Annotated in this window: 22 protein-coding genes, 1 pseudogene and 2 riboswitches; of the genes and pseudogenes, 13 read left to right on the forward strand and 10 right to left on the reverse strand. The window is 51.4% G+C overall.

Features of this window, described 5'->3' with window-relative positions; genetic code table 11:
- Positions 1-248: 248 nt before the first annotated feature.
- Genes ACN9MQ_RS14910 through ACN9MQ_RS14920 form a run of 3 tightly spaced genes read left to right on the forward strand, consistent with a single transcriptional unit; the run spans position 249 to position 3,477 of the window.
- Entirely contained in the window at positions 249-1,526 is a 1,278-nt protein-coding gene (locus ACN9MQ_RS14910; RefSeq protein ID WP_426262646.1) for a nucleoside permease, read from the forward strand.
- Entirely contained in the window at positions 1,523-2,527 is a 1,005-nt protein-coding gene (locus tag ACN9MQ_RS14915; protein WP_020883237.1) for an ADP-ribosylglycohydrolase family protein, read from the forward strand. Before ACN9MQ_RS14910 ends, ACN9MQ_RS14915 begins: the two co-directional genes overlap by 4 nt.
- Positions 2,524-3,477 carry a PfkB family carbohydrate kinase gene (locus ACN9MQ_RS14920; protein ID WP_032680616.1) on the forward strand — a complete coding sequence of 318 codons (954 nt, stop codon included), beginning with the start codon at positions 2,524-2,526 and terminating at the stop codon, positions 3,475-3,477. Before ACN9MQ_RS14915 ends, ACN9MQ_RS14920 begins: the two co-directional genes overlap by 4 nt.
- Here the strand turns inward: ACN9MQ_RS14920 and ACN9MQ_RS14925 are convergent.
- From ACN9MQ_RS14925 to thiM, 3 genes are read right to left on the reverse strand one after another with little or no spacing between them, the layout of a single operon-like run.
- Positions 3,451-4,197, reverse strand: a complete 747-nt coding sequence (locus tag ACN9MQ_RS14925) for a GntR family transcriptional regulator (protein WP_014170861.1) — start codon at positions 4,195-4,197, stop codon at positions 3,451-3,453. The genes ACN9MQ_RS14920 and ACN9MQ_RS14925 overlap by 27 nt on opposite strands.
- A 42-nt stretch (positions 4,198-4,239) precedes the next feature.
- Positions 4,240-5,040: a bifunctional hydroxymethylpyrimidine kinase/phosphomethylpyrimidine kinase gene (thiD, locus tag ACN9MQ_RS14930; RefSeq protein WP_272755554.1), complete on the reverse strand. Its 801-nt coding sequence runs from the start codon at positions 5,038-5,040 to the stop codon at positions 4,240-4,242.
- The gene (gene thiM / locus ACN9MQ_RS14935) at positions 5,037-5,807 is read right to left on the reverse strand and encodes a hydroxyethylthiazole kinase (RefSeq protein ID WP_426021385.1); all 771 of its coding nucleotides are present in this window, start codon (positions 5,805-5,807) and stop codon (positions 5,037-5,039) included. The genes thiD and thiM overlap by 4 nt, the downstream gene beginning before the upstream one ends.
- A gap of 35 nt (positions 5,808-5,842) precedes the next feature.
- A riboswitch (TPP riboswitch) is annotated at positions 5,843-5,940 on the reverse strand.
- A gap of 388 nt (positions 5,941-6,328) precedes the next feature.
- Between thiM and ACN9MQ_RS14940 the strand changes: the two genes are divergently transcribed.
- Positions 6,329-7,471, forward strand: a complete 1,143-nt coding sequence (locus ACN9MQ_RS14940; RefSeq protein ID WP_121339295.1) for an HNH endonuclease signature motif containing protein — start codon at positions 6,329-6,331, stop codon at positions 7,469-7,471.
- A gap of 18 nt (positions 7,472-7,489) precedes the next feature.
- Entirely contained in the window at positions 7,490-7,984 is a 495-nt protein-coding gene (locus tag ACN9MQ_RS14945) for a YrhA family protein (protein ID WP_121339293.1), read from the forward strand.
- 122 nt (positions 7,985-8,106) lie between these two features.
- Here ACN9MQ_RS14945 and ACN9MQ_RS14950 read toward each other — a convergent pair whose 3' ends face one another.
- The gene (locus ACN9MQ_RS14950) at positions 8,107-8,787 is read right to left on the reverse strand and encodes a hypothetical protein (RefSeq protein WP_063215285.1); all 681 of its coding nucleotides are present in this window, start codon (positions 8,785-8,787) and stop codon (positions 8,107-8,109) included.
- Positions 8,788-9,400: 613 nt separating this feature from the next.
- On the opposite strand from ACN9MQ_RS14950, the gene ACN9MQ_RS14955 reads away from it, so the two are divergent.
- Both ACN9MQ_RS14955 and ACN9MQ_RS14960 read left to right on the forward strand, forming a co-directional pair.
- A complete protein-coding gene (locus ACN9MQ_RS14955) occupies positions 9,401-9,976 on the forward strand; it encodes a recombinase family protein (RefSeq protein WP_426021398.1) in 576 nt (191 codons plus the stop codon).
- A gap of 346 nt (positions 9,977-10,322) precedes the next feature.
- A complete protein-coding gene (locus tag ACN9MQ_RS14960; protein WP_121339289.1) occupies positions 10,323-11,315 on the forward strand; it encodes a hypothetical protein in 993 nt (330 codons plus the stop codon).
- A 204-nt stretch (positions 11,316-11,519) separates the two neighbouring features.
- Here the strand turns inward: ACN9MQ_RS14960 and ACN9MQ_RS14965 are convergent.
- Positions 11,520-12,832, reverse strand: a pseudogene (locus ACN9MQ_RS14965) (tyrosine-type recombinase/integrase).
- 67 nt (positions 12,833-12,899) lie between these two features.
- Positions 12,900-12,996: riboswitch (TPP riboswitch) on the reverse strand.
- Between the two features lie 493 nt (positions 12,997-13,489).
- Here ACN9MQ_RS14965 and ACN9MQ_RS14970 point away from each other — a divergent pair.
- Together ACN9MQ_RS14970 and ACN9MQ_RS14975 are read left to right on the forward strand one after the other, a co-directional pair.
- The gene (locus ACN9MQ_RS14970; protein WP_426021384.1) at positions 13,490-14,866 is read left to right on the forward strand and encodes a diaminobutyrate--2-oxoglutarate transaminase; all 1,377 of its coding nucleotides are present in this window, start codon (positions 13,490-13,492) and stop codon (positions 14,864-14,866) included.
- Between the two features lie 18 nt (positions 14,867-14,884).
- The gene (locus tag ACN9MQ_RS14975; protein ID WP_025203662.1) at positions 14,885-16,351 is read left to right on the forward strand and encodes a pyridoxal phosphate-dependent decarboxylase family protein; all 1,467 of its coding nucleotides are present in this window, start codon (positions 14,885-14,887) and stop codon (positions 16,349-16,351) included.
- A 36-nt stretch (positions 16,352-16,387) separates the two neighbouring features.
- Here the strand turns inward: ACN9MQ_RS14975 and ACN9MQ_RS14980 are convergent, their stop codons facing one another.
- Both ACN9MQ_RS14980 and ACN9MQ_RS14985 read right to left on the reverse strand, forming a co-directional pair.
- Positions 16,388-16,903 carry a protein disulfide oxidoreductase gene (locus tag ACN9MQ_RS14980; protein ID WP_063924748.1) on the reverse strand — a complete coding sequence of 172 codons (516 nt, stop codon included), beginning with the start codon at positions 16,901-16,903 and terminating at the stop codon, positions 16,388-16,390.
- 70 nt (positions 16,904-16,973) lie between these two features.
- Positions 16,974-17,894, reverse strand: a complete 921-nt coding sequence (locus tag ACN9MQ_RS14985; RefSeq protein WP_190320316.1) for a LysR family transcriptional regulator — start codon at positions 17,892-17,894, stop codon at positions 16,974-16,976.
- 122 nt (positions 17,895-18,016) lie between these two features.
- Here ACN9MQ_RS14985 and ACN9MQ_RS14990 point away from each other — a divergent pair, with 122 nt between their 5' ends.
- Positions 18,017-19,795 (forward strand): adenine deaminase, encoded by a 1,779-nt coding sequence (locus ACN9MQ_RS14990; protein ID WP_426021383.1) that lies wholly within the window; start codon positions 18,017-18,019, stop codon positions 19,793-19,795.
- Between the two features lie 20 nt (positions 19,796-19,815).
- Positions 19,816-21,159: an NCS2 family permease gene (locus tag ACN9MQ_RS14995; protein WP_426021382.1), complete on the forward strand. Its 1,344-nt coding sequence runs from the start codon at positions 19,816-19,818 to the stop codon at positions 21,157-21,159.
- On the opposite strand, the gene ACN9MQ_RS15000 is transcribed toward ACN9MQ_RS14995, so the two are convergent.
- Genes ACN9MQ_RS15000 through ACN9MQ_RS15010 form a run of 3 tightly spaced genes read right to left on the reverse strand, consistent with a single transcriptional unit; the run spans position 21,156 to position 24,942 of the window.
- Positions 21,156-23,354 carry a polysaccharide biosynthesis tyrosine autokinase gene (locus ACN9MQ_RS15000; RefSeq protein ID WP_068794807.1) on the reverse strand — a complete coding sequence of 733 codons (2,199 nt, stop codon included), beginning with the start codon at positions 23,352-23,354 and terminating at the stop codon, positions 21,156-21,158. The two genes, ACN9MQ_RS14995 and ACN9MQ_RS15000, sit on opposite strands and share 4 nt — an antisense overlap.
- On the reverse strand, positions 23,354-23,803 hold the full coding sequence (locus tag ACN9MQ_RS15005) for a protein-tyrosine-phosphatase (RefSeq protein ID WP_020883220.1): 450 nt from the start codon (positions 23,801-23,803) through the stop codon (positions 23,354-23,356). Before ACN9MQ_RS15005 ends, ACN9MQ_RS15000 begins: the two co-directional genes overlap by 1 nt.
- Entirely contained in the window at positions 23,803-24,942 is a 1,140-nt protein-coding gene (locus ACN9MQ_RS15010; RefSeq protein ID WP_426021381.1) for a polysaccharide export protein, read from the reverse strand. Before ACN9MQ_RS15010 ends, ACN9MQ_RS15005 begins: the two co-directional genes overlap by 1 nt.
- Positions 24,943-25,431: 489 nt before the next feature.
- Between ACN9MQ_RS15010 and ACN9MQ_RS15015 the strand changes: the two genes are divergently transcribed.
- Both ACN9MQ_RS15015 and ACN9MQ_RS15020 read left to right on the forward strand, forming a co-directional pair.
- Positions 25,432-25,764 (forward strand): RcnB family protein, encoded by a 333-nt coding sequence (locus ACN9MQ_RS15015; RefSeq protein WP_008500887.1) that lies wholly within the window; start codon positions 25,432-25,434, stop codon positions 25,762-25,764.
- Positions 25,739-26,194, forward strand: coding sequence for a GNAT family N-acetyltransferase (locus ACN9MQ_RS15020; protein WP_014170875.1), 456 nt, complete (start codon positions 25,739-25,741; stop codon positions 26,192-26,194). The genes ACN9MQ_RS15015 and ACN9MQ_RS15020 overlap by 26 nt, the downstream gene beginning before the upstream one ends.
- Positions 26,195-26,208 lie beyond the last annotated feature (14 nt).

The raw sequence follows: 26,208 nt of genomic DNA on the forward strand, positions 1-26,208 counted from the left end.
ATGCTCCCGTAAGCCCGACGTAATGTCGGTGAGTGTTTATCCAGACCCATAGTGTTATGGGCAGACTAAGCCTGGTACCGACTTAACAGATTTTCCACCATTTGCATTTTTTTTCAGCACAATCTGCTGGCTCGATTCGTGTACAACAAAACTGTTACATTGATCAAACAATCACCGCAAAGGTATTTAAAAGGTATTATTAAGTGGTATGTTAAAGGCGTACCCTCTCTGACATGCAGGATTAAACAATGAAAACGAAAATCCAACTGTCATTCATGATGTTTGTTGAATGGTTTATCTGGGGCGCGTGGTTTGTACCGCTGTGGCTGTGGCTGAGCAAAAGCGGTTTTACCGCCGGGGAAATTGGCTGGTCTTATGCCTGTACCGCGATTGCCGCGATCCTCTCCCCCATTCTGGTGGGTTCACTGACCGACCGCTTTTTCGCTGCGCAGAAAGTACTGGCCGTACTGATGTTCGCCGGTGCCATTGTGATGTACTTCGCCGCACAGCAAACCCAGTTCAGTACCTTTTTCCCGCTGCTGCTGATTTACTCCCTGACCTATATGCCGACCATTGCGCTGACCAACAGTATTGCCTTCGCCAATGTGGATGATGTGGAGGCTGATTTCCCGCGTATTCGCGTGATGGGCACCCTCGGCTGGATCGCCTCGGGACTGGCGTGCGGTTTCCTGCCGCAGATGATGGGCTATAACGACATTTCCGATACCAATATTCCGCTGCTGATGACGGCGGGCAGCTCCGCGCTGCTCGGTGTCTTTGCGCTGTTCCTGCCGAACACCCCGCCGAAGAGTACCGGCAAGATGGATTTCAAAGTCATGCTGGGGCTGGATGCGCTGATCCTGCTGCGCGATAAAAACTTCCTGGTGTTCTTCTTCTGCTCATTCCTGTTCGCGATGCCGCTGGCCTTTTATTACATCTTTGCCAACGGCTATCTCACCGAAGTGGGGATGAAAAACGCCACCGGCTGGATGACGCTCGGCCAGTTCTCCGAAATCTTCTTTATGCTGGCGCTGCCGTTCTTCACCAAACGCTTTGGTATTAAGAAGGTCTTGCTGCTGGGCCTGCTCACCGCCGCCATCCGCTATGGCTTCTTTGTTTACGGTGGTGCCGACCAGTACTTCACCTATGCCCTGCTGTTCCTCGGCATTCTGCTGCATGGCGTGAGCTACGACTTCTACTATGTGACCGCGTATATCTACGTGGATAAAAAAGCGCCGGTGCATATGCGCACCGCCGCACAAGGCCTGATTACGCTGTGCTGTCAGGGGTTTGGTAGCCTGTTAGGTTACCGCCTGGGCGGCGTGATGATGGAAAAAATGTTCGCATACAAAGAGCCGGTGAATGGGTTGACCTTCAACTGGGCCGGAATGTGGGCATTCGGAGGGATCATGATTGCCGTGATCGCCGTGCTGTTTATGCTGTTTTTCCGCGAATCGGACAAAGAGATCACCGCAATTGAGGTGGTTGAAGGCGATACCGCGCTGACACGAGGGGAAGTTAAATGAAACAAGAACGTGTTCTCGGTGCCCTTTACGGGCAAGCGTTAGGGGATGCGATGGGCATGCCGTCGGAGCTTTGGCCGAGAAAGCGCGTCAAAGCGCACTTCGGCTGGATCGACCGTTTTTTACCCGGACCGGCTGAAAATAACGCCGCCTGCTATTTTAAGCAGGCAGAATTCACCGACGATACGTCAATGGCGTTATGCCTGGCGGATGCGATTATCGAATGCGACGGGCAGATCAACGCAGATGTTATCGGCAAACATATTCTGCACTGGGCGGAATCGTTCGATGCGTTTAACAAGAATGTGTTAGGTCCGACATCGAAGATTGCGCTTAACGCCATTCGTGACGGCAAGCCGGTCAGTGAACTGGAAAACAACGGCGTCACCAACGGTGCGGCGATGCGCGCCTCTCCGCTGGGCTGCCTGCTGCCGGCCACGCGTCTGGAGCACTTTGTCGCAGAGGTGGCGCTGGCCTCCAGCCCGACCCATAAATCCGACCTCGCGATTGCCGGCGCGGTGGTGATAGCCTGGGCAGTATCGCGTGCCATTGACGGTGAACGCTGGCAGAACATCGTCGATGCCCTGCCAGGCATTGCCCGCTACGCACAGGAAGCGAAAACAACCACCTTCAGCGCATCGCTGGCGGCACGGATTGAGCTCGCCCTTAAGACCGTGCGTGAAGCCAACGGCATCGATTCCGCCAGCGAGCAGGTTTACCAGCTTATTGGCGCGGGCACCAGCACGCTTGAGTCGGTTCCAGCGGCGATTGCGATGGTCGAACTGGCAGGCACCGACCCGAACCGCTGCGCCATTTTGTGCGCCAACCTCGGCGGTGATACGGACACCATCGGCGCGATGGCGACGGCAATCTGCGGTGCGCTTCACGGCGTACAGGCGATTGACCCGGCGTACAAGGAGGAACTCGACGCCGTAAACCGCCTCGACTTTAACCACTACTGTGAAAAACTGCTGCACTTCCGGGAGCAAAGGGAGGGCGTATGAGTGCTTTTGCTGCACGCCTTGAAACACTGCACGCCACTCGCCCGGTCACGGTGTTGGGTGCTGCGGTCATCGACGTGATCGCCGACGCCTATGCCCTGCCCTGGCGCGGGTGTGATATCGAACTCAAACAACAGGGTGTCAATATCGGCGGCTGTGCGCTGAATATTGCTATTGCGCTGAAACGGCTCGGGATCGCCGCGCAAAACGCGCTCCCTGTCGGTCACGGAGTGTGGGCAGACATCATCCGTAACGCCATGGCCAAACAGGATCTGCACAGCGTCATCGAAGTAGAAACGGGCGACAACGGCTGGTGTCTGGCGCTGGTCGAACCGGACGGTGAGCGGACCTTTATGTCGTTTAGCGGCGTGGAGAACCAGTGGCAACAGCGCTGGCTGGATGCGCTGCACGTGCCGTCTGAAAGCCTGGTCTACCTCTCAGGCTATCAGCTGGCGTCACCGTGCGGAGAGCGTCTGACGGCCTGGCTGGAAGGCCTGGAAAACATTACCGCGTTTATCGACTTTGGGCCGCGCATTGCCGATATTCCTGATGCGCTGATGGCGCGGATCATGGCCTGTAAGCCGATGGTATCGCTTAATCGCCAGGAAGCCGAGATGGCAGCGGGACGATTTGGCATGGAAGCTGAAACACTCGGCCCGCAGTGGCTACAGCGTTTTGGTTCTGCGCTGATTATTCGCCACGATAAAGACGGTGCCGCCTGGTATGAGGGTGATAAATCGGGCTACGTTCCGGCGTTTCCCGCAACCGTCGTCGACACGATCGGTGCGGGCGACAGCCACGCCGGTGGCACGCTTGCCGGGCTGGCTGCAGGATGGTCGCTGGCTGATGCCGTTACGCTTGGCAATGCAGTGGCGGCCTGGGTCGTTAGCCACCGCGGCGGCGACTGCGCGCCAGGGCGCGAGGCGTTACTCCTCGCACACAAAGACGTATAAATCGCTACGGCAGTAGCTGATGCTGAACTCAATGGGCCGGTTCTGCTGATCAAGTGCAACCTGCTTGATCACCAGCACCGGGATTTTGTCATCCATACGGATATGCGTCTGAAACTCGCTGTCCGGCATGCGGGCACTGACGCGTGAGCGGGTGCGTTGCGGGAAGATATTCTGGCTACGGAAGTAGTCATACAGGGAAATCCCAATTGCATCCGGATCGTGAATCAACCCTACCGGCACCCAGGACTCCTCAATCGATACGGCGTCATCATCCACATAGCGGATGCGCTTAAGCAAAAAGACCTCGCTCTCCGGCGGCACTGACAGCTGGCTGGCCACCTCTTCCGGGCATTTCACCACCCGTTTATTCACCCACAGCGTGTTGGGCTTTTTGCCGCGCAGCACCACCTGCTGAGAAAAACCGCGCGCTTCCTTGAGCGAGTATTCAAAGATGTTATTGATTTGCGTCCCATAGCCCCGGGCGCGCGTCACTACGCCCTCGGCTTCCAGAGCCTGCATCGCTTTGCGCACGGTAATGCGCGACACGCCGGTTAACTGACTGAGATCGCGCTCGCCGGGCAGTATATTCCCATGCTCCAGCACCCCGTTGCGTACCGCGTTTTTTACCGTTTCGGCAAATTTCAGATACAGCGGCGTGTTGTCCGGGGCGGCAATGCGTTCATTCAGTTGGTCGATTAACCGGGTATGCGCTTGTTCCATCTCTGTTTTTCTCAGGCCTGGTGTGTGTTGCCAGTATACGGCTTACCACCAGGCATGAAAATGGTGTACCGGACCAATACCGTGACCAACCTCGAGAGTATCGGCTTTTGCCAGCGCTTCGGAGAGCCAGATTTTAGCGTCGCGGACCGTATCCCCCCAGTTGTCACGACGGGGGCGCAAAGCCGCCAGCGCGGCAGAGAGCGTGCAGCCGGTCCCGTGGGTGTTTTTGGTCTGTACCCGCGGGGCCGTGAAACGCAGCGCACCGTCGTGGGTAAACAACCAGTCAGGGCTTTCTTCATCATCAAGATGACCGCCTTTCATCAGCACGGCGCCGCAGCCCATCGCCAGGAGCGCATTCCCCTGCTCTTTCATTTCGCGCTCATTCTGCGCGTGCGGCGCATCCAGCAGCGCAGCGGCTTCAGGCAGATTAGGCGTGATAAGCGCAACCTGCGGCAGCAGCTTACTTCGCAGCGTCTCTACGGCGGAGGCGGACAGCAGCGGGTCACCGCTTTTTGCCAGCATCACAGTATCCAGCACCACGTTTTGTACCTGGTAACGTTTAAGCCGTTCTGCCACCGCTTCAACAATGTCGGTCTCGGCCAGCATCCCAATCTTGGTGGTGTCGATTCGCACATCGCTGAAAACCGAATCCAGCTGTGCGGCGACAAAGTCCGGCTCAATGCGGTAAACCGACTGCACGCCACGCGTATTTTGCGCCACCAGCGCGGTAATCACCGAGCAGCCGTATGCGCCGAGTGCGGAGAATGTTTTTAAATCAGCCTGAATGCCCGCGCCGCCGCTTGGGTCGGTACCGGCAATGGTAAGGGCGTTAATCCGTTTCATACCCGTTCCTCCAGAGTGTAGAGCGCGTCGAGGAACGCGCTGGCAAAACTGCCGGGACCACCGGACCGGGCGACGGCTGCCGATCCGGCACGTTTCATCCATCCGCAAGCGGCGGCGATGTTATCCAGCCGGTCACCGGGAAGCGAGCAGCTCGCCGCCACGACTGCCGAGAGCGCGCATCCCGTTCCCACCACGCGGGTCATTATCGGGTCACCGCCCACGACAGTGCGGGTGCGCTGCCCGTCGGTGACGTAATCCCGTTCACCGGTGACCACCACAATGGCATTCGTCTGGCGAGCCAGCGCCTGCGCGGCAGGCAGCGCAGCCGCCGCCGTGTCGGTGGTATCGACGCCGCGCCCGCCCGCACTCATCCCGGCAAGGGCGAGAATTTCCGAGGCATTGCCGCGAATGGCCGCCGGTTTCAGGGCGAGGATTTGGTGGCAAAAACGGGTGCGGAACGTCAGCGCCCCTACGGCAACCGGGTCAAGCGTCCAGGGTTTCCCTGCGGCCACTGCACGCTCAATCGCCCGGCGCATCGACTGGGCACGCGGCGCCGTCAGCGTCCCGACGTTAATCAATAGGGCATCTGCGAGCGCGGCAAACTGCTCGGCCTCTTCGGCTTCAATCACCATAGCCGGGGAAGCGCCAAGCGCCAGTAACACATTGGCCGTAAAGGTCTGTACCACATCGTTGGTCATACAGTGGGTAAGCGGGGAACGGGTTCGAAATTGATGTAAAACGTGTAAATCGAGCAGGTCAGGCTGCATGGTATCGCTCCTGCCGTGCGTGAAGAAGCGATGACCGGGAAGGCATCTGACTTCCCTACGCTGGCATTATCCAGATCAGGTAATACGGGTATTTCTCAGCCTTCATTTAAGAAGGGCACCCCGAGTCATGAAGATTACATTTCTTTATCAATTAGTAGGTTACGCCAAGTCACGTGCTGATACAAGATTGATCTTACGAATATTACATCTTCACGCTGTACCTCACCTTGTACCCCATTTTGTACCTCATAGGAAAACAATAGAACTTAATACTTTTCAAATCAACTTCTGACCTACTCCACCATCACAATCTCTATAATCAATATCAATCGATATATATACGGCGTCAGATTAAATGTGCGAGCCTGCGTACATGGTACTCGATCGCTCTCAATGATTGCTGTGTTAAAAAAGGTCGCGTAAGCGGCCTTTTTCATAATGAATGATGCTGAGACGCAATCATTTGTTTTCAGTGTTCTCTGGTTATAAAATGCAAAAACCGTTACCAAAAGGAGCTGGTTATGAGTTTTAGTCTGCCGGGGTTTAACTTGTTCTACCTTTCAAGAGATAACCTTGAACCAGAGAAGTATGAACTGATAACCCGTCCTTCTGTTACATGGGATTACATCAGGCAGGAATACGAGTTCGATGACAGATATCGCGATCATTATCACGTTGAAGGGCTAAGACCTCGCCCGTCATATTCACGTAGCTATGCTTACCAAAACAATCATACCTATGGGTTCAATACTGAAAGACGCCTGAGATACCTTGTCTTCAGAGGTGAAATCGTGATGTTAGACCGCTATGGTTCCCCTGGAGAGCTTTTCTATATCGACGACCAAGGTCAGCTTATCTGTAAGAATTACCAGGCGTTTGAAATGAATGGTGCTGAACAGATCCTGAAAGAATACAGGAGTTCTGTAGGATGCAGGTACTACCGTTCAGGAAAGCCCCGCCCAACTTCGTTTTTACTATCTTTCTCAGGTGGAACATCAGCACCAGCTTCTGAGCCGACATACCAGACGATTAACAGCAAGGCCGCAGGACGCCTACTGGCGGCTGGCGGTGTCTACAATGGTAATGTTGAGGGCTTCAGGAAAACAGCAGAGCAGTTAGGTGGAGACGCTGTTAAGGGATATGATCAAGTACTGAATGAGCAAACAGCAGGTACAGCTATTGCGGCGGCTTCAATTCTGTTAGCGAAACGACCTAACCCACAACTATATGATGAAATGACAAGCTATCTGGGGAAACTCAGAGGTGAATCCAGATTAGTTAATGGAATTACAGTTACCGATATTAATTATACTAAAAGAAATCCAGCAGAAGCAGCATTATTAAGAAAAGAATTCGATAGCACAGTAAGAAAGAAATTTGTTAAAGAAATTGCTGCTACTCCTCATGCAGCTAATATTTTTTCACCATCACAGTTACTTAGGATGAATAGTGGGAAGTCTCCAGATGGATGGGATGTTCACCACAAACTTCCATTAGATGATGGTGGTACTAATTCTTTTAATAACTTAGTGTTAATCGAAAAGGAACCATATCATAAGATTTTTACAAACATGCAGAGGTCAGCAGTTAAAAATTTAGTACCAGGGGAAAGTAGAGTAACACCGTGGGCAATACCTACTGGTTCAATTTACCCACTTAAATAACTTTATGGAATCAAGAAAATGAAAATAGAAAACATTCTTGCAGAACTGAAAAGTGAAATGATTAAGTGGGAGTATCCAGTTCAAGACCCAATTGGGAAATCATTTCTTAATAGTATTTTGAACAGAAAACCTGATTCAACTACAACACCAATGTTAGAAAATTTAGTAGACGAACTGTGTGTTTTATTTTCCAACCAACCCGACTACATCACATTTTTAGAGTATATGGACGGATTTGAATATGACGGTCTTACTCTATTCAGTTTGTCTACCCCTGAACCATTAGTTAAAAATCTATTTGTAATGAATGATTTCTATAGAGATAATGATGATTTTATAGATCCTGATCTTGCAGAAAGATTAGTAATAGGTGAAAATAGCATATCATTATTCACATATGACACTAAATCCAATTTATTTGAAATTAGGGATAATATATCTACAGAAAGTGTATTTGGATCATTTGACAATTTCTATGATTTTCTAAAAGAAATACTTGAAGCAGTCAAGTAAGTACTATCTCTGTAAACCGCCCCCTATTGATTAAACGTTGCATAGGGGGCTTTCCTAAAATAAAAAGACGAACTTCGCTTTATTACATTTACTGGCAACCATTTCAGACTAACTATGGAAGACTATACCTCTCTCTGCTTTATGTTCCATTTTTTCTTGCTGAAAGGGTTGTATTTTAACTTGTAGGTAATCAATATAAAAGAAAATACTAAAACTGTAAGTTGCTGCCAGGTAGAGAATGGTGTTTGGGTTGCTGAAGAAGTAAGAATAAAAACCCATAACAATATCAATATTAGATTGACTGTATCTTGTAATTCAGATATTGAATATGGCTTCTGTCGACGTGAAATATGGGTTTTAAAAAGATGTCCACAAAAGAAAGGCTCAAGCATATCTAAATGGTACTCCCAGTTTTCTTGCCAGTACTTCCCGCTTTGAGAAATGCCACTACTAATCATGGAAATCAGATATCCTAATAAAGAAATAACTGATATTGCTAGAAAGTATTCTGTCCGCTTCTCAAGTGGGGCATCATAAAATAGTTTTGCAAATATACCAATAAGAACAAGTAATGCTCCATTTACAGGCCACATAAAAGTAGCCCTTTTCCAGTATAATTCAATCTCAAATTTTCTTGTATCCAGCGTTTGCTTATATGCTTCACTTAATATAGTTAATTGTTTCTCTGTTGGAGCTGATTGTTTATAAACTTCTTCACCTAATATTGCGGCAAAATAATCGATATTTTTTTGGAAGTGATTGTTTTGTAATGAATTGTCTTTTTCATTTGTAATGGATTGCATGGTAAGCCCTTATCCGTTATAACCTACACAAAATAACAGCATAGCTATGACATGAAAACGAATGTTTGAATACCACTATTTTTGGCAGGCTTGGGGGCAATGTCACCCTTAAGTACTTAAAGCCAAGCAGGCATAAATGCCTTGCTGTTCATTTATTGTACCGAGGGTGCAATATGATAAAGGTATTAGTATTTTCTACCATACATATGTAAGTTACTTTGGATAAGTCACTGTTCGCTTTCGCTAAAGTTACCAGTCTTTAGTACAAAAAAAATCAAATCCCAGGCCTCCTGATTTTTGGCAAAAAACCTTAAGTAATCTTTTACTCAGGAAAAAGTACAGTCTGTTTTTTTCCGCCTGATTTAAAATCTCGCTCACCTGATCAGCTTCAACCCCGCCGACAAAATGTCGTGTATTCAGATCTCAGTGTTAACCTTTTCACTAACCCGGAACAGGCTAAAAAAAGAACAATCCAAAAATCTCTTTGGGGTACTCCCCAAAGATACTCGCTTTTCTCGTCGCGTTTAGTATCATTTAGATATTTAACGCATTTAAATGATACTGTATCATTCAGTTAATTAAAATGATACTTATCGGTAGTGAAGGCGGGAAAATGATTTTTGGTTATGCGAGAGCCTCAACAAAGGATCAGAATCTTGAACGTCAGTTGGCAGTACTTGAACCTGTTTGCGACAAAATCGTTACAGAGAAAGTATCAGGCAAGTCCACCAGCGAACGACCTGAATTGCTGAACTTGCTTTCACACCTCCGCGAAGGTGACACCCTTGTTACTCATTCAATCGATCGCCTCGCACGTAATACCCGCGATTTGCTGGAAATGATTGATAACCTCGTGGCTCGTGGGATCACTGTTCAGTTCCTTGCAAACTCAATGAGCTTCGACAACTCCCCGCAATCCCGCTTGATCCTAACCATGATGGGAGCCGTTGCGGAATTTGAACGAGGAATGATCGCATCACGCCGCAACGAGGGGATTACTCTTGCCAAAGAAGCAGGGAAGTACAAAGGCAAGCAAAAGAACCAAGAACTACATAACAAGATTATCGATATGATACAGGCCGGGAAGAATACACCAGACGAGATCGCAAAGTTATGTGATTGCGGCAGGGCTACAGTTTTTCGTGTAAAGAAAGAAATACTTGCCAATACTGGCTATTTCGAACGCTGATATAGCAGCAGAGGGTGAAGAAGAGCGGTCGATAGTTTAGTGCCAAAAGAATCCTTTCGATATCTTGGTTGCAGTTAAATAAAATTTAATTTTTCTTTTAAAATCAGTATGATGATCGATATTTTTGTCTATAATCAGCTAATCGATGCTTGGGGTTTTCTTACTTAGAATCGATAGGATTGCAAAGCTGCTATACCGTATATAGATGTTTAAATATATCTTGGTACTATATGTTGGTGATCTGTGCACTAAATGGACATTAGTAGCATTGATTCCGTGGTTATAGAGTTGTATATTTACTCAGTGCTGTTCATCCAACCAGTTTCTTCATCGTAGGGAGAAGTTGATGTCTGATAAAACTGAGTATTTTTCAAAATATTTTGAAATTGGAAATCGAAAATCGTTCTCATCTAAACAAGAGATTAGTCCTGAGAATTTCAAGGAGCTAATTGGCTACTATGAACTCAACGAGGATGTTTCTTGTCAAGTGAAAACTAAAAGAGGTTTCTGTCATAAAAATCATAAAACTGGTTGGTTAGGCGTTACAGTTGATGGTGTTGAAGCTCTCATTGGAGGGCATTGTGCAAAAACTTACTTTAAAGCAGATATGCGATTTAGTATGGAAACGAAACGTATTAAAACTGAATTAGAGCGAAGGGATTATGTTACTGAATTACAAAGTTATAAAAATAATATTGATTTGATTTTAGAAGAGCTTTCTAACTTAAGAGCCAACCTAATCACTGTTAGAAAGATAGTTGATGTTGTGTATAAGACTATGCCAAATAGTGTCCTGCGATTTCTTGAGTCAGGGCAACGTACTAACAACTGGACAGTTAATGTAGATGTATTATATCCTGCGAAGAACGACGATCAGAAGCCCATATGGCAAGTACACGCATTGACCTCTCTTAAATCTATAAGTACTACACGAGAGATCATTAGTTTAATCACAAAGGTTAAATTCCTGATTGGAATTGTTGATGAACTTAAAAACATTGATATTTCTGAATTGCCGACGCCTAAGTTAAGATATTATACGAATGAAATTCGTGAAAAGATAGATTATGAAAAACGTTACGGCAGGTTCGTCAATGAAACCAAAAAATTCATTGAATCCAAGAATTTGGATTTGCTATTGTTCGTTTGTGACGACTATGAAGAGCAATTTTTAACTGTCAAATCAATTTTTAACATTATAGGTTCTAAAGTCCAATCAGATGCTCATATCAGACTTAGAATTAAAAGAGTCGAGGAGCGTGTTAGCAAATTGTTTAATAACTTCCCAGTTAGAGTAAACCAACAAGTCATTAAATATAAAAATAACGCTTTGGCTTAGTTATAAGATTTGTTAATCAAACAAACACCTGCATTTTAACGTATGCAGGTGTTTTATAGCAAAAACACCCATATCAATAGACCTGCACCAATTATTCAACACAACCATCAGTTAATGATATTTTTAATACTACCTAAATTCCCATTTCATCACTAACCTGTAAACGATGATGACATAATATAAAGAATGAATTATTAATGTAATTTAAGCCCAACAGATTCCATCAATCACATAATTTATGGAGGAAAGAGGGAACGTGTGCAAATAGCGTTTTGTAATCCCACCACTTTTCTCATGGCCTACCGTTTGTTGCAGATGCAAGATGTTCTTAACCCATCCGGCCATTGCAGTAGAGCAAATAGAATGACGAATGCTATGCAAAAGCCTACGCTGTCCAAAGTCATCTAAGTATGAAATTCCAAGCTGATCACGCACGTTAGCAAATTCTTTGCCAATTTTAGTCATATTCGTACCCGCCACTTCTGAAAAAATCCGCTCTTTCCATTGCCGATCAACATAATCTATAAACCCCCATTCGATAAGCTTAGGGTGTATTACCACTTGCCGGGTGGCATTTTTGGTTTTCCCCTGCCCTCCTTCTGCGATCAAGAAGTAATACCGCTGGCTATCCTCATCATATTTGATTTGTGATTTTTTCAGTTTGGCAATTTCTCCTCTCCTGGCTCCAGTGTGTGCCAACAACAACGTAATCCATTTCAACCAGCCATCCGGCTGCTAAGTGCCCACTCTACAATCTTCTTAATTTCCGCCGGACTGTATGCACCAAATCTGGCTTTTGATGGTGCTGCCACTACGCCATCAGTTGGCGATTTAGGTAATATGTCTTTGCTATCGGGGAGAAATGTTTTGAACAAGGATTTATAGAGCTTGAGATGCTTATGGATAGCCTCAACACCCACAAGCTCATCAGGAGGTACGTCGTCACAATCTATCAACTGCTTAACATTCATCGAGCGATACGGCTGAATAACACGCTTAGGTAAATTCTCAACAACTTCCATCACCTGTCTAATGTCCTGTTTGGTGATCGCAGTTACATCCGTATTTTCCCCCAACACTACAAGCAATACTTCAATGTAACGTTCATTCGCCATTGAGATCGATTTAGTCCAATGCCCCCCCTTTTCAGCTTTGTACATAGCCCAAGCATCAGAGAGAGTTAATGCGTTTTCCGGCTCAACTTGTGCCGATGGCTCCCCAATTTTAGGAGATACAGCAAGCAGCAGACTGGATAACAACGGAAGTGTCACAGCCCTACGTTCTGACACGATCAGGTTTGAGATAAACGCATCAAACATCGGAGTCGGAGTCGGAGTCGGAGTTGCTAATGATTTAACAAATGGGATGTGCGGAGTGATGCTAATCATCAAAGCTGAGGCTTGGTGATAGCTATCAGTAAGGAGTGATTTTTTATACATCCGACCATTCGAAAGCCGGATCTGTAGGTAGTAGTTACCGTTTCGTTGAAAGGTGTATGGAAGGGTTTTGTACCTCATGATCACGCTCTTTTTGTACCTTAGGTGCACTACACACGGACAAAAAGAAATGTAACCACATGAATACTAATCGGAATCTTGTCCCCCTACGCTGGCATTATCCAGATCAGGTAATACGGGTATTTCTCAGCCTTCATTTAAGAAGGGCACCCCGAGTCATTGGTAAGAATTCACTTACATTTGGCAGATTAGGGGAAGAGTACCAGTGATGCAAGACCTGTTGATTTCTCGCTTTCATGATTTTGTTATACCAATCAGATGTAATGAGAAGCCTGTAACCGCTATGTCCGGGAATAAAAACAACCTGTCGTGACCCCGGTATTTTGCAGGTAATGTCGAGATAATGCGCTTAAAGGGGCTATCTGCCCCCCTTAACGTCCCTCAATGGCACGATTTGTCACACACTTTTCTCTCTTTTTACAGTCCTGACAAAATACGCGTAACCGGCTGTTTTTGTTTGGCATAAAGCGCAATTTTTATTCTTAAAATGAGGATATTCCCTCCCCCGTACCGCATGTCATAAAACAGTAAACAAATTAACCATTGAGCCTCGTGACAAAAGGCTCTATATTGGCGGCGTTTTTTTCAGGCCCCCATCTGTTTTTTAACTTTTTATTCAATCGTTGCTCATAACGAAGCGGCGGTTGTAGGAGTGATATGATGACGGATAAAGTCCGTATTGACACCGTAGATGCCCACAAAAGCAACGAAACCTATCTGGCCCGTCAGGCCGAGTTTGAATCTAACGTCAGGAGTTATCCGCGCAAACTGCCTTTAGCAATCACTAAAGCAGAAGGCGTGTGGATCACCGATGCAGACAATAAAGAATACCTTGACTGTTTAGCAGGCGCAGGGACCCTTGCGCTTGGACATAACCATCCTGATGTGCTGAAAAGCATCCAAAATGTCATTACCAGCGGCTTGCCGTTACATACTCTGGATCTGACTACGCCTCTGAAAGACGCGTTCTCAGAATATCTGCTCTCTCTGCTGCCTGGTCAGGGCAAAGAGTACTGCCTGCAGTTCACCGGTCCATCCGGTGCTGATGCCGTTGAAGCAGCGCTGAAACTGGCGAAAAAAGTGACCGGTCGTAGCGGTATCATCAGCTTCTCTGGTGGTTACCACGGTATGACTCACGGCGCACTGGCCGTTACCGGCAACCTGTCTCCGAAAGAAGCGGTTAACGGTATGATGCCAGAAGTGCAGTTCATGCCTTACCCACACCAGTACCGTTGCCCACTGGGTATCGGCGGTGAAGCGGGTGTGAAAGCGCTGACCTACTATTTCGAAAACCTGATCAACGACGTTGAAAGCGGCGTGCGTAAACCTGCGGCAGTGATCCTTGAAGCCGTTCAGGGTGAAGGCGGCGTGAACCCGGCTCCGGTTGAGTGGCTGCAGCGCATCCGTAAAGTGACTCAGGAACACGGCATTCTGCTGATCCTCGACGAAGTTCAGGCTGGCTTTGCCCGTACCGGTAAATTCTTCGCCTTCGAACACGCGGGCATTGAGCCAGACATCATCGTGATGTCTAAAGCGGTTGGCGGCGGTCTGCCACTGGCGGTACTCGGCATCAAAAAACAGTTCGATGCGTGGGCACCAGGCCACCACACCGGTACCTTCCGCGGCAACCAGCTGGCAATGGCAACCGGTCTGACAACGCTGAAAATCCTGAAAGACCAGAACATCGCGGGCAAAGTGGCCGCACAGGGCGAATGGCTGAAAGGCCAACTGAACGAAATGGCGAACCGCTATCCGGTTATCGGCCACGTTCGCGGCCTGGGCATGATGATCGGGATTGAGATCGTTAAGCCACACGAAGCGGCAGACCACATGGGTTGCTACCCGGGTGATGGCGAGCTGTCTGCACTGATTCAGAAGAAGTGCTTCGAAGCCGGCCTGATTCTGGAGCGCGGTGGTCGCAACGGTATTGTTCTGCGTCTGCTGCCTTCCCTGCTGATCAGCGATGATGAGCTGAAAGTCTTCCTGGATAAATTCGAGCAGGCGCTGCTTGCTGCGGGCGTTCGCCCGGCGTAACCGGAGTTGTTGAACACGATGTCAGATTCAAACCCAATTTTGTTCTCCTCTGCACAGAGCATTGAAGCTTACCAGCAGGCGATTGAACAAAGCACTCAGGCTGTGATGCAGTGGCTGAAACAGCCTGAGATGTATCAGGGCAAAACGGTCGCGGAACTGCGCGACCGTATTAAGCTGGATTTCAACCCGAAAGGGCTGGGCAACGAAGCGGCGATTGAACGCGCCGTGGAGTTCTTCCTGAAAGACAGCCTGTCCGTTCATCACCCGCAGTGTGTGGCGCACCTGCACTGCCCAAGCCTGGTGGTTAGCCAGGCAGCGGAAGTGCTGATTAACGCCACTAACCAGAGCATGGACTCCTGGGATCAAAGCCCGTCCGCAACCATCATTGAGATCAAGCTGATCGAATGGCTGCGTACCCGCGTGGGTTATCAGGCTGGCGACGCCGGTGTGTTTACCAGCGGCGGCACGCAGAGCAACCTGATGGGTCTGATGCTGGCCCGTGATGCGTTCTTCGCGCGTCAGGGTCATTCCGTTCAGCAGGACGGCCTGGTTGGCGATCTGCGTAAAATCCGCGTGCTGTGCTCTGAAAACGCACACTTCTCCGTGCAGAAGAACATGGCGCTGATGGGTCTGGGCTACCAGTCCGTCGTGCAGGTGAAAACGGATGAATTCTCGCGCATGGATCTCAACGATCTGGCAGCGAAAATTGAGCAGTGCAATGCTAACGGCGAGCAGATCCTGGCGATTGTTGCCACTGCCGGTACTACCGATGCAGGTGCAATCGATCCGCTGCGTGCCATTGCTGAACTGGCGGCGAAACAGAATATCTGGGTACACGTTGATGCGGCCTGGGGCGGCGCGCTGCTGATGTCCGAGCAGTATCGTCACTACCTGGACGGTATCGAGCTGGTGGATTCCGTTACTCTGGACTTCCACAAGCAGTTCTTCCAGACCATCAGCTGCGGTGCGTTCCTGCTCAAAGAAGCGCGCCACTATGAGCTGATGCGCTATCAGGCGGCCTATCTGAACTCTGAGTTCGATGAAGAAGCTGGCGTGCCTAACCTGGTGTCCAAATCTCTGCAGACGACCCGTCGTTTCGACGCGCTGAAGCTGTGGATGAGCCTGGAAGCGCTGGGTCAGGAACAATACGCGGCGATCATCGATCACGGTGTTACGCTGGCACAGCAGGTTGCGGCTTACGTGAAAGAGCAGCCTGCTCTGGAACTGGTTATGCAGCCGCAGCTGGCAAGCGTACTGTTCCGCTTCCGTGGACAGGTACAGATGGACGACGCGGGTATCGCCCTGTTGAACCAGAAAATTGGTGATGCGCTGCTGGAATCCGGCCGTGCTAACGTCGGCGTGACCGAGCATAACGGCGTCACCTGCCTGAAGCTGACTCTGCTGAACCCAACCGTGACCCTGGAGGACATTAAAGTCCTGCTGTCGCTGGTTGAGCGTACCGCACAGGAAGTTCTGGCGAAGTAATATCCAGCCCCTCTTCCGCCGGAAGAGGGGCTCTCTTTACAGCCCTGCCCACCACAGTCTGAGCTTCATTCCCCAGTAACTTGTCCACCCCGTAGTAGTACTGACCACTTTCCCCTTCGACACGATCACCAGCGTCGGTGTTACGCTCACCTGCCACGCCTGTGACAGCGCACCGTTGGCATCGTTGACCACCGGCATGACCAGCTGTTTCTTATCGACCCAGCGCGCCAGCTTTGCATCGTCGCCGGAACGCATGGCGATACTCACGACGTTGCCACCCTGTTCTGCCAGCGTATTGACCGAGGGCGTCGTAAACCGGCAGATGCTGCACCAGGTTGCCCATACGTATATCAGCAGCGGGCGTTCCTGGCTGAGTGCCGTTATATCGTGGATCTTTCCGTCGATGCTGTGCATCGGTGCAGCGCTAAAGCTGGCGGGGAGTGTGGGCTTGCGGTATTGATCCACGCCCCACATGACGGCCAGCGCGAGCAGAAAGAAGATGATCCCTTCCCGCGCCCAGCGGCGCAGTCGACTGAATGTGCGGTTTTCCATTGTGACCTCTTGATGAATCGACGGTCATCTTAGCGAGCAATGCGTCATCACGCTGTAAAGAAGTGTCGGGTCATTTCGTTCGCAACGTGTCGGCCATCAGCGTAAAGCAGGATTCGATAAGCGGAGGAAGCGGCTGCGGGGCACGCATTAACGCCACCGTGCGGGCCAGGGCCGGTTGTTGAAGATGTACCACCCTGAGCTGCGGGTCCTGGAGGTGCGTGGTATAGAGCTGCGGTAAAATCGCCACGGCGAGTTTCGAGCGCACCAGACCATACAACGTTTCGATGTAGTCCACCTGATAGCGTGTCGGCAACGACAAACGGTGGCTTTCCGCGAGCGCCGCAACCAGACGCTGAATATTGCCTTTTGAGAACACGGCGATATCCCGCCCTGCCAGTTGCTTCCAGGGCAGGTGCGCCGACGCGGCCAGCGGATCGTCGATGTGAATGACCGCGACAAACGGGTCATCCTGTAAGGGAAACACGTTCAACTGGTCGGGAACCGAGTTATCGAGCGCACCAATGCCGAAATCAATCTGCCCTTTCAGCAGCTGAGCCACCAGCGCATCGTTGGTTTGATCGTGAAATTCCACCCTGAGGCGGGGAAAAGCCTGCGCGAGCGTCCGGGGCAACAAGGGGAACAGCAGCGAACTCACGGAAGGGATCAGCCCGATACGCACCGTTCCTTCGCCGCCCGCCTGAACAATGTGCTGCATGTCGTCAAACGCAAGCTGCGCCACGCTGAGCACCCGCTGCGCGTGCGGCAGGATGGCATTGCCAAGCTCCGTCAACGTCACGGCCGAGGCGGTCCGGTTAACCAGTTTGCCCCCAAGCACCGTCTCGATTTGCCGCAACGCACTGCTGAGCGCCGGCTGGCTGATAGCCAGTTTGCTGGCGGTATCAGTAAAATGACGCAGCTGCGCCAGAGTGACAAAATACTGTAGCTGTCGAAGAGAGAGCGCGGGCAAGCGCTGCCAGGGTTCCGTCATGATTATCCATTACACGCGTCACAGAATAACCCGGGGTTATCGGGCGATAAGTTTTATCAGCTGGGCAAACGTTTGCCGTGTGCATAGAGTAGCGTCATTATTTTGATGCTGGAACTGTTAATTGCATGACTGCTGAAACCCGACGCCGCGCCGTTCAGGCTGTTCGAGGCGAAATGCCCTTTGACCTGCTGCTCACCGATACCCGTATTGTGGATATGGTCACCGGTGAGATCCGCGAAGCGGATGTTGGTATCGTGGGATCACTGATTGCCAGTGTCCATCCGCGCGGCAGCCGCAACGACGCGCATGAGACCCACGCGCTGAACAACCAGTTTCTGTCGCCTGGGCTGATGGATACCCACGTCCACCTTGAAAGCTCCCATCTTATGCCCGCCCGCTACGCGGAGATTGTGCTTGCACAGGGCACCACGGCGGTCTTCTGGGATCCGCATGAACTGGCCAACGTGCTGGGCATTGACGGCGTCCGTTTTGCCATTGAGGCCAGCCGCAATCTGCCGCTGCAGGTGATGGTCGCCGCGCCTTCAAGCGTGCCCTCAACGCCCGGCCTGGAAATGTCCGGGGCGGATTTTGCCGGAGACGAGATGAACACCCTGCTTGGCTGGCCGGAAGTGCGCGGTGTGGCTGAAGTGATGGACATGCACGGGGTGCTTAATGGCAGCCAGCGTATGCTTGAAATTATGCAGGCCGGGCTCGACAGCGGAAAGCTGATTGAAGGCCATGCCCGCGGTCTCAGCGGTGCGGATTTACAGGCTTATCTGGCAGCAGGCGTGACTTCTGACCATGAGTTAACGTCGGCTGACGATGCGCTGGAAAAACTGCGTGCCGGGCTGACGCTGGAGATCCGCGGTTCGCACCCTTATCTGCTGCCCGATATTGTCAGCGCCCTGAAAACGCTCCCCCATCTTTCGTCTCACATCACGGTTTGTACCGATGATGTTCCGCCAGACATCCTCATGGAAAAAGGCGGGATCATCGCGCTGCTGAACCTGCTGATTGAACATGGATTAGCGGCCACCGACGCACTGCGTTTTGCAACGCTCAATGCGGCCATTCGCCTGCAGCGTAACGACCTGGGGCTGATTGCCGCCGGGCGTCGCGCGGATCTGGTGGTGTTTGACTCGCTGGATAAACTGACGGCGCGCCAGGTCTACGTCGCCGGAAAGCTGATTGCCCGGGACGGGGCAACGCTCGAACCTGTTGCTGATACGCCTCTTACGTTGCCGCGTGATACCGTACGGTTGTCTGCCCTGACCGCTGATGATTTTTGCATGCGCATTGGCAACGCGAACCATGGCGTGGCTCGCTTGCGCCACATCTGCGGCGCGCGCTTTACCCGCTGGGGTGAAACAGATGTGCAGGTGCGCAACGGGTGCGTGCAGATCCCGGACGGTTTTAGCCTGATCTGGGTTCAGCATCGCCATGCCCGTCATGCAGCAAAACCGCAAATTGCCCTGCTTGAAGGCTGGGGGGAACTGCGTGGGGCGATTGCCACCAGCTACTCGCACGACTCTCACAACCTGGTGGTTATGGGCCGCGATCCGAACGATATGGCGCTGGCTGCCAATACGCTTATCAACAGCGGTGGTGGCATGGCGCTGGCGCAACAGGGTGACGTGATTGCCCACGTTGCCATGCCGATTGCGGGCATGCTGTCGGAACTGCCACCTGCCGAGCTGGCGCTGCAGTTCAGGACGCTGCGCGATCGCAGCAGTCTGATTGCCGACTGGGAACCGCCGTATCGGGTCTTTAAGGCCATCGAAGGAACCTGCCTTGCCTGTAATGCCGGGCCACATTTGACCGATCTTGGACTGACCGATGGCAGCACGCGCCAGATTGTCGATCCGCTGATTTCTTACCGGGAAACCCCGGACAACACACAATAATACCGAAGGAGAGCCGGATAATGGCCGACAATACCGTTAATTCGCCAGCACCAGGGCGCTGGCTTGAACGTCGTTTTGCACTCCGTGCACGCGGGAGCACCGTGCGCACCGAGTGCCTGGCGGGTATCACCGGTTTTCTCGCCGCCGCCTATTTGCTGGTGGTGATCCCGGGGCTGCTGGCCGTGGGAGGAATGGACAAAGGCGCCGCGACCACGGGCACCATTCTGGTCTTCGTTGCCGGGACGCTGCTGATGGCTTTTTACGCCAACCTGCCGTTTATCGTCGGGCCAGGAATTGGTGGCTCGGTGCTGGTCGGAGTGACGCTTGCGGGCAGTGAAGGCATTGGCTGGCAAATTGGTCTGGGTATCGCCTGCTGGTCGGGGATTTTATTCTTTCTGCTGACCCGGTTTGGCCTGCGTGAAGTGGTGACCCGCTCGGTGCCACAGTCCATCAAGCTGGGGCTGACGGCCTCCATCGGGCTGTTTGTCGCCGTACTCGGTTTCCGCAACGCCGGGCTGGTGCTGGCGAATGCCAAAACGAACGCACTGATGCTGGGAGATTTTTTATCACCCGGTGCACTGGTGGCGTTACTCGGCCTGTTCCTGGCTATCGGCCTGCAGGCTCGTCGTATTCCGGGTGCGATCCTGTGGGCTATCCTGCTCGCGACCCTCGTGGGTATTCCGATGGGCGTCACGAAATTACCCGCCAGTTTTATCGATGTGCCCCACTCCATCGCTCCCGTCCTCGGGCATGTCGATATGCTGGGCGCGCTGAATATTGCCTTTCTGCCGTTCCTGTTTGTCTTCTTCGCCTCCGAGTTTTTCTCCACCATGGGAACAACGCTGGCGGTGGGCGGGGAAGCAGGGCTGCTGGATGAAGAAGGCAATATGCCAAACATTAACCGCCCGTTTATGGTGGACTCTATTGCCGCCGCGATTGGCCCGTGGGTAGGCATTCCTGCCGCCACGGCGCTGATTGAATCGTCCGCAGCCGCGGAAGCCGGCGGCAAAACCGGCATGACCGCGCTGGCCGCGGCGGTAATGTTCCTGCTGATGCTGCTGTTTACCCCTGTGGCGCTGATGATCCCGAAAGAAGCCACGGCGCCCGCCCTGATCCTCATCGGGCTGAATATGTTTAGCGGTTTACGTAAGGTTGATCTGGCGAACTTCACCGACGGCTTGCCGGTGTTGATGATGGTGATGATTACGCTGATTGCCAACAGTTTCGGGACCGGTATTGCGGGCGGGCTGCTGTTTTATATCGTTATCAAAGCGATAGCCGGGAAATGGCGCGATATCCCCGTCGATCTTTGGATCCTCGCCATTCCCCTGGTGTATTACTTCGCCACGCTGGTGAAGCACTAACCCTCACGCCGCTTTTCCTTCGGGGTATAGCCGTAGTCGAAATGGCTATACCCCGCGCTGTAATACAGCGCCGCAGATTTCACGATATCATTGAGAATGGCACCGTTCACCTGCACACCCATCTGCTGCAGACGCTTTACACAGTTTTCCGTCTCTTTCACGTTGGTTTTACCAAAGCGGGCAACCAGTAACGTGGTTGCGGCCACTCTGGCAATCAGCACCGCATCGGTCACGGCCAGCACCGGCGGTGTATCAACGATAACAACGTCATAGTGTGCGTTCATCCCCGACATCACCTCCTGGAAGCGTTCTCCCATGAGCAGCTCCGCGGGACGTAACGGCTGAGGACCGCAGGTCAGAACATCAAATCCCGCCTTATCAACGCGCTGGATCGCCTCCTGCCACGCCACATTTCCCTCAAGGACAGCGGATAATCCGTGATGGTTGTTCAGCTTAAAGAGATTATGCACATAGCCTTTACGCATATCCGCATCGATAAAGAGCACCCGTTTTCCGGCCTGAGCCGCTATTGATGCCAGTGACGTGCTGACCAGCGTTTTGCCGCAATTCTGCGTGGGGCCCGTAATCACCACGATCTGGTTTGAGGCGTCCATCATCGTGAAGTGCAGGCTGGTACGCAGTCCGCGCATCGCTTCAACAAACATATCCGCTGGCCGGTCTGTGGGCAGGAAGGGGATATCCGAAGTTTTGTGTTTCCCGTGGGGCGCCAAAAAGTGCTTTCGGCGCAAATGCGTTTTTTTCCACAGCCAGACCGAGCGCGGCAGCGTCGCCAGAACCGGCATCCCCTGCTCTTCTATTTGCTCTGACGAGGTGATCCCTCGCCGACAGGCAGTACGAACCAACACCCAACCCATGGAGACCATCAGCCCTAGCAGCACACCAGGCAGAATAATAAGCGCTTTACGGGGCTTTATTGGCTCAGGTTGCGTAACCGCGGTATCAATGATCCGCACGTTGCCGATGGCGCTGGAGCGTGAAATGTTCAGTTCCTGTTGGCGTGTCAGCAGCTGCAGGTAAATGGTACGCCCGGACTCGACATCACGGCTCAGGCGCAACACTTCCTGCTGGGTAGAAGGCATAGATGAAACCCGGCTGTTCAGGCGCGCGCGTCCCTCTTCGAGCGTTTGTCGCTTCTCCCGTAATGCGCGATAGGTCGGGTGATCCTTTTTGAAAAGCTGAGAAACCTCTGCCTCACGAAAGGTCAGTTCGTTGAGCTGATTTTCCACGTTAACGACCTGATCCAGTACGGACTTCGCCTCAAGGGATAAGTCGACGGAATCGCGCTGCGCCCGATAGGCATTCAGTCGTGCTTCGGCCTCATCCAGTTCGTGACGGACCTTAGGTAACTGCTCCTGCAAAAACGCCAGACTTCGGGAATCCTGTGCCTCCTGGCGCGCAATATTCTGGCTGAGATAATTTTCTGCAATCGTATTGAGCACCACCGCTATCCTGTCCGGGTCTTCACCCGTCAGCGTCAGGGTGATCATACCGCTCTGTTTACCGGATTCCGCGACAAAAAGTCTCTTCTGCAGCGCGTTAATTGCCTCAAGCCTGGTAAAGGCTTGAAGGGTAAATTGGGTCCCCGGCTCCGCGCTGAGCGAGGTCACCAGAAGCGTGATCCCGTCTTTCACCAGCCGTTTGCCAACCCTACCGTCAGCCTTAAGCGTCTCCCCTTCCAGACGATACCGGCCCTGCCCCAGCACGGTCAGGACAACCGCTTGCGGTTTCCCCTCCTGCTGGGGCAGGGTAAGCTCACCTATCGTCATGTTGCCCGGTTTGCTGCCGCGTAGACGTTCCCAGAGGCGCCCCACAACCGGGAGAACGCGCTGTTTTACCTGATATGTCAGCCCCAGATTATCAACGGTTCCCCCCAGGATCATGCGCGATTTAAGCAGCAACAGTTCAGGTTCAGCGTCGGGTGAAAGGTCAGACCCAAACTGGCTTAAGCTTTTAAGCAACGAGTTGTCCTGCTTTGCTTCTATTTGTACCAGGGCATCCGCCTGGTAGACCGGCGTGGCGCTAAACGCGTAGAGCCCCGCGCACACCGTAAACAGGAGCGTGACCAGCCCGATTAGCATGCGGTGATCAATCATCTCAGCAAGTAGCTGCATAAGATCGATTTCATTACTGTGCGGTGCGGCAGCACCGTATTTGTCTGATGTATGAGAAGACATTAACGCTTCATTCCTTTTTGACCCACACGACGAGCCCATTCCTGACTGGCTTTTACCAGCTGCCCGAAAACATATTCAAACGCTTCACGACTTTTGCGGTAAGGATCGGGAATGTCCCTGTTTTCCAGCCATTGGCCAAACAGCAACGATTTTCCGCGACATTCGGGCGACACAGCGGCAATAAAACGCAGGTGCTCCGGCTCCATCACCAGAATCAAATCGGAGGTTTGCAACATGCTGCGCGTCATCTTGCGTGCCACGTGCCCCTCCAGCGAAACGCCGTAACACCGGGCCACCTCCCGTGCAGTTGCATCCGCCGGGCGTCCTTCAAATCCGTAAATCCCAGCCGATGTCACGAGTCTGCCGGGCAGCTGTTGTCGCAACAGCCGCTCCCCCATCGGCGAACGGCAAATATTGCCGGTGCAAACCACTAAGATTGAGTTGAACATTATTGCGGCCATGAACGGATGAAGCGGACGGTTTCGGTCAGGTCATGGACACCGCTGATGGTGGGTACCAGCTGTGTGATCACGCGATTCCAGCGTGACAACGGCGCGGTGGTGACGTAGACAATGTCATACGGTTCAAGCTGGAATTCCGTCCCCAGTACCATCGCGGAGGCATCCTTCGCATTGAGCTGATAGATATTGGCAATTTTGTCCGTCGCCCCTTTTTTCGCTACCGAGCGAATAACAAAAATCCCGGTTGCATCGGCCATATTCTGATCCAGCCCGCCTGCATTCCCCAGGGCTTCCGCCAGGGTCATTCCGCTACGATCCATCTTCAACGTGCTCTGCTTCACCACCTCGCCCATCACGAACACTTTTAAGGCATCGTTACGCGGAACAAAGAGGATATCGCCCGGATACAGCAGCTTATTCTGGCTTAAATCACCGTGCTGCATCAGCGCATAGAGCGAAAGGCGCGCGTCCTGGCCATTATGCGTGAGGACCACGTTACGCCAGTCGGCATCAGCTGAAAGCCCACCTGCGGCGTTGACCGCGTCCATTACCGTCAACGGGATATTGGTTATCGGTTGCTGGCCTGATTTTGCCACCTCTCCTGTCACATAGGCTTTTTGTGAGCGGAAAGACGCCACGCTGACATCCACCTGCGGGCTCTCAATAACCTTCTCCAGTTGCGCGGTGATTGCTTCACGCACCTGCGCGACCGTTTTGCCTGCAACATGCAGTTTTCCGACGTAGGGGTAGAAGAGCGTTCCATCCGCATTCACCCAGTTACCCGCGTCACTCGCGGTACGATACTGCCCTGCGGGCGTGGTTAATTCCGGATGATCCCAGACGGTGACCGTCAGGATGTCGCCGGTGCCTATGCGGTATTCCCAGTTTTTAACCTGCTCATCCAGAGTAGGATTTGCCTGAGATTTGAGGACAGGCGGTCGCAATCTTTCAATGAGCGCCGGGGTCAGGGGATAAATTTCCACGTGTTGATCGAGCTGATAATTCGCTTCTCCGTCAGTCATGACTTTTTTCCCGGTAATGCTGAGATCCTGACCTGGCGAAAATACGCAACCAGTTAACTGGCCGACTGAAAGAAATAAAAGTGAAAATAGCGTTGTATTTTTCATTTATATAAAAAGTTCTTTTATTGTTGTGTTTGTTGTTAAACAGATAAAAAATAAATTCATTTACATTAAAATTTTCAACGGGTTATTGTTTTAGCAGACGTATTACAAAAAACAGACAACGTTTCCCTTCCTGGCGATAAAAAAGCAAAATCGTTCCCATTCTTTTGAAAAAAAATGGAAAGAGATTGATGTCATACGGAGGCGATATTAAATGTTCTTACGTGGGAAAGCATGCGTTGAACAGTCCATTTGCGAAGTGAGAAGGTATTTTCAGAATTGATTAATGGAATAATAAATATTGGAAATATCAAATTCGTGAGATATTGACCGTAGTGATACTGCACGCGTCATTACGACTACACAAAACCGTCCACTTTTGTTACATTTTTTTTCAAACACACCATGCTTTGGTACTTAAAATGGACCGTCTGCCTCGCGTTCCATGAACCCGCAGACGAAAGTATCTGTAACGATATCACTGGAGAAAAAATGGCTAAGCGTAAATTGCTGCTTCTGGGTGTATTACTGTCTCTGGCGGGTTCCGCGTTTTCTGCCCCGCAAACCGCCGCTGCGCCATCAGGCATTAAAGCCTATGAGGAACAAGAGTTCATCGCTGATTTCACCAAATTCAAGATTGGCGACACCGCACCGGCGCAGTATCAAACGCCTGAGTACACCATTAAACAGTACCAGCTGCGTAACCTGCCGGCCCCGGATGCGGGTACCCACTGGACCTATATGGGCGAGAACTACGTCCTGATTGGCGATGCAGATGGCAAAATCTACAAAGCCTACAATGGAGATATCTTCTATCACCGCTAATGACATTTTAATCCGGCCCTGGCAGGAGAGCGATCGCCCCTTTTTGCGAACACTCTATCTCCACGCACGGCGCGAGGCCTGGCCATGGCTGGACGGTTCCGAGTGGCAGCTTGAAGACTTTGACGCGGCAACCCGCGACGAAGTGATTTGGGTGGCCGTTCAGGACGGGCATCGACTGGGTTTTGCGTCGGTGTGGACGAACGACAATTTCCTGCACAATCTGTTTGTCGATCCGCAGTATCAAGGTCTGGGCGTCGGTCATTTGCTCCTTGAACAAGTGCAAAACGCGTTCACCAGTACGGGTTCGCTGAAGTGTTTGGTAAAGAATGACAGGGCTGTTGCCTTTTACCAGCGCCACGGCTGGCATATTGAAGCGAAGGGTGACTCGCCGGAAGGCGAGTACTTTTTAATGCATTACGTACAGCGTTAAACGCGGGTGACGCT

The organism is Enterobacter sp. R-25 (genome assembly GCF_049913205.1).
GTDB classification, from domain to species: Bacteria; Pseudomonadota; Gammaproteobacteria; order Enterobacterales; family Enterobacteriaceae; genus Enterobacter; species Enterobacter ludwigii.

Excerpts from the sequence above, each read along its gene's own strand:
- ACN9MQ_RS14910 (WP_426262646.1), top strand. The coding sequence starts at position 249 with ATGAAAACGAAAATCCAACTGTCATTCATGATGTTTGTTGAATGGTTT.
- ACN9MQ_RS14915 (WP_020883237.1), top strand. The coding sequence starts at position 1,523 with ATGAAACAAGAACGTGTTCTCGGTGCCCTTTACGGGCAAGCGTTAGGG.
- ACN9MQ_RS14920 (WP_032680616.1), top strand. The coding sequence starts at position 2,524 with ATGAGTGCTTTTGCTGCACGCCTTGAAACACTGCACGCCACTCGCCCG.
- ACN9MQ_RS14925 (WP_014170861.1), bottom strand. The coding sequence starts at position 4,197 with ATGGAACAAGCGCATACCCGGTTAATCGACCAACTGAATGAACGCATT.
- thiD (WP_272755554.1), bottom strand. The coding sequence starts at position 5,040 with ATGAAACGGATTAACGCCCTTACCATTGCCGGTACCGACCCAAGCGGC.
- thiM (WP_426021385.1), bottom strand. The coding sequence starts at position 5,807 with ATGCAGCCTGACCTGCTCGATTTACACGTTTTACATCAATTTCGAACC.
- ACN9MQ_RS14940 (WP_121339295.1), top strand. The coding sequence starts at position 6,329 with ATGAGTTTTAGTCTGCCGGGGTTTAACTTGTTCTACCTTTCAAGAGAT.
- ACN9MQ_RS14945 (WP_121339293.1), top strand. The coding sequence starts at position 7,490 with ATGAAAATAGAAAACATTCTTGCAGAACTGAAAAGTGAAATGATTAAG.
- ACN9MQ_RS14950 (WP_063215285.1), bottom strand. The coding sequence starts at position 8,787 with ATGCAATCCATTACAAATGAAAAAGACAATTCATTACAAAACAATCAC.
- ACN9MQ_RS14955 (WP_426021398.1), top strand. The coding sequence starts at position 9,401 with ATGATTTTTGGTTATGCGAGAGCCTCAACAAAGGATCAGAATCTTGAA.
- ACN9MQ_RS14960 (WP_121339289.1), top strand. The coding sequence starts at position 10,323 with ATGTCTGATAAAACTGAGTATTTTTCAAAATATTTTGAAATTGGAAAT.
- ACN9MQ_RS14970 (WP_426021384.1), top strand. The coding sequence starts at position 13,490 with ATGATGACGGATAAAGTCCGTATTGACACCGTAGATGCCCACAAAAGC.
- ACN9MQ_RS14975 (WP_025203662.1), top strand. The coding sequence starts at position 14,885 with ATGTCAGATTCAAACCCAATTTTGTTCTCCTCTGCACAGAGCATTGAA.
- ACN9MQ_RS14980 (WP_063924748.1), bottom strand. The coding sequence starts at position 16,903 with ATGGAAAACCGCACATTCAGTCGACTGCGCCGCTGGGCGCGGGAAGGG.
- ACN9MQ_RS14990 (WP_426021383.1), top strand. The coding sequence starts at position 18,017 with ATGACTGCTGAAACCCGACGCCGCGCCGTTCAGGCTGTTCGAGGCGAA.
- ACN9MQ_RS14995 (WP_426021382.1), top strand. The coding sequence starts at position 19,816 with ATGGCCGACAATACCGTTAATTCGCCAGCACCAGGGCGCTGGCTTGAA.
- ACN9MQ_RS15000 (WP_068794807.1), bottom strand. The coding sequence starts at position 23,354 with ATGTCTTCTCATACATCAGACAAATACGGTGCTGCCGCACCGCACAGT.
- ACN9MQ_RS15005 (WP_020883220.1), bottom strand. The coding sequence starts at position 23,803 with ATGTTCAACTCAATCTTAGTGGTTTGCACCGGCAATATTTGCCGTTCG.
- ACN9MQ_RS15010 (WP_426021381.1), bottom strand. The coding sequence starts at position 24,942 with ATGAAAAATACAACGCTATTTTCACTTTTATTTCTTTCAGTCGGCCAG.
- ACN9MQ_RS15015 (WP_008500887.1), top strand. The coding sequence starts at position 25,432 with ATGGCTAAGCGTAAATTGCTGCTTCTGGGTGTATTACTGTCTCTGGCG.
- ACN9MQ_RS15020 (WP_014170875.1), top strand. The coding sequence starts at position 25,739 with ATGGAGATATCTTCTATCACCGCTAATGACATTTTAATCCGGCCCTGG.